The 1,444-nt window shown below is 31.0% G+C and carries 2 protein-coding genes; both read right to left on the reverse strand.

Going from position 1 to position 1,444, the window contains the following annotated elements; all coding sequences use genetic code 11:
• Window positions 1-34: 34 nt before the first annotated feature.
• Complete coding sequence (locus LPB87_RS20540; protein ID WP_305775273.1) at window positions 35-871, reverse strand: IS3 family transposase; 837 nt, start codon at window positions 869-871, stop codon at window positions 35-37.
• Entirely contained in the window at window positions 868-1,401 is a 534-nt protein-coding gene (locus tag LPB87_RS20545) for a transposase (protein ID WP_230729216.1), read from the reverse strand. Before LPB87_RS20545 ends, LPB87_RS20540 begins: the two co-directional genes overlap by 4 nt.
• Window positions 1,402-1,444: the final 43 nt, after the last annotated feature.

Consider the following 1,444-nt stretch of genomic DNA (forward strand, 5'->3'; position numbering starts at 1 on the left):
TAGACTGCACCCAAAAGTTTAGACAAATTAATAATTAAGTTTGAAAATAATGAGCTCGGTATTGTATCGGGCTCATTCCTTTTAGATTAAGTTTAATTCTGTCATTATTATAATAATTTATATACTCAACAATCTCTTGTTTCAATTGATTAATAGAACTGTATTTTTTAAGATAAAACAGTTCTGATTTTAATATTCCGAAGAAATTTTCAATAACCGCATTGTCAAGACAATTCCCTTTTCTGGACATACTTTGTTTAATTCCTTTTTTCTTTAATAAATAATGATATTGTTTCATTTGATACTGCCAGCCTTGGTCAGAATGCAGAGTTAAATTAGTATTATCTGGTATTTTTGCAAATGCTTTTTCAAGCATTGTTGAGATTTGATTAAACACTGGTCTTTGAGATAATTCATAGCTGATTATCTCTCCATTAAACAGATCAATTATCGGCGATAAGTACAGTTTATTGCCAGAAACATTAAATTCAGTCACATCGGTTGCCCATTTCTCATTAGGTTTATCTGCCTTAAAATTACGTTGTAATATATTGGGAACTATTCTTCCCTGTTCACCTTTATATGATCTGTACTTCTTGATTCTGATTAAACTTTTTAATCCTAAAAATTTCATCAATCGAAGTACTGTTTTGTGATTAATTAAAATACCTTCTTTTTTGATTAATAGAGTAATACGTCTATATCCCAATCTACCCTTATGATAATTGTAAATCTTTTTAATTAATTCTTTTATCTCTTGATATTTATCGATTACCTGACCTTTTTTTTCATAGTAATAATACGTACTTCTAACCATGTTCATACAATTTAGTAAAAGATCTAAATCATACTTATGCCTTAATTCCATTATGGTTTGAGCTTTTTGTTTTGATTGGCTTGCTCGGCTTGAACTAAGGCGTTGAACTTTTTTAGAATTTCGTTCTCAGCGCGCAGATACTCTAACTCCTTTAAGAGCTCTTCTTCCCTGCTTAAAGGTTTATCTGTTTTTCGTTGTTTTCTCTTAAAATTCATAACTGCTGGTCTACCTCGTGATTTAAGTTCTAAACCTGCCAAGTAATCTTTCGCATATCTTCTTTGCCAGCTTATTATTGTGGACTGTGCTGGAATTTGGAAAATTAAGCAGGCTTCATCCAAAGATATAGACTTATTTTGAATGGTTTGTATCACTTTCAATTTAAAGTCTGCAGTATAAATTTTATTTTTTTGTCTTGGTAAAAGACCTTCTATTCCAAATTCATTATAACGACTAATCCAGCATGTAAGGTTACTCTCGGCTATGCTGTTTGCTTTGGCTGTGCCTTTAACCGAGTTATGTCTTTTTAAAACTTCCTCTACACAACGAAGTTTAAATTCATAATTGTATTTGACTTTTCTTTCCATAAAAATGCCCCCAAATAGTGTCTAACTTTTTGGGGGCAGTTCA

The sequence above is a fragment of the Flavobacterium sp. EDS genome (genome assembly GCF_020991525.1).
Lineage (GTDB): Bacteria > Bacteroidota > Bacteroidia > Flavobacteriales > Flavobacteriaceae > Flavobacterium.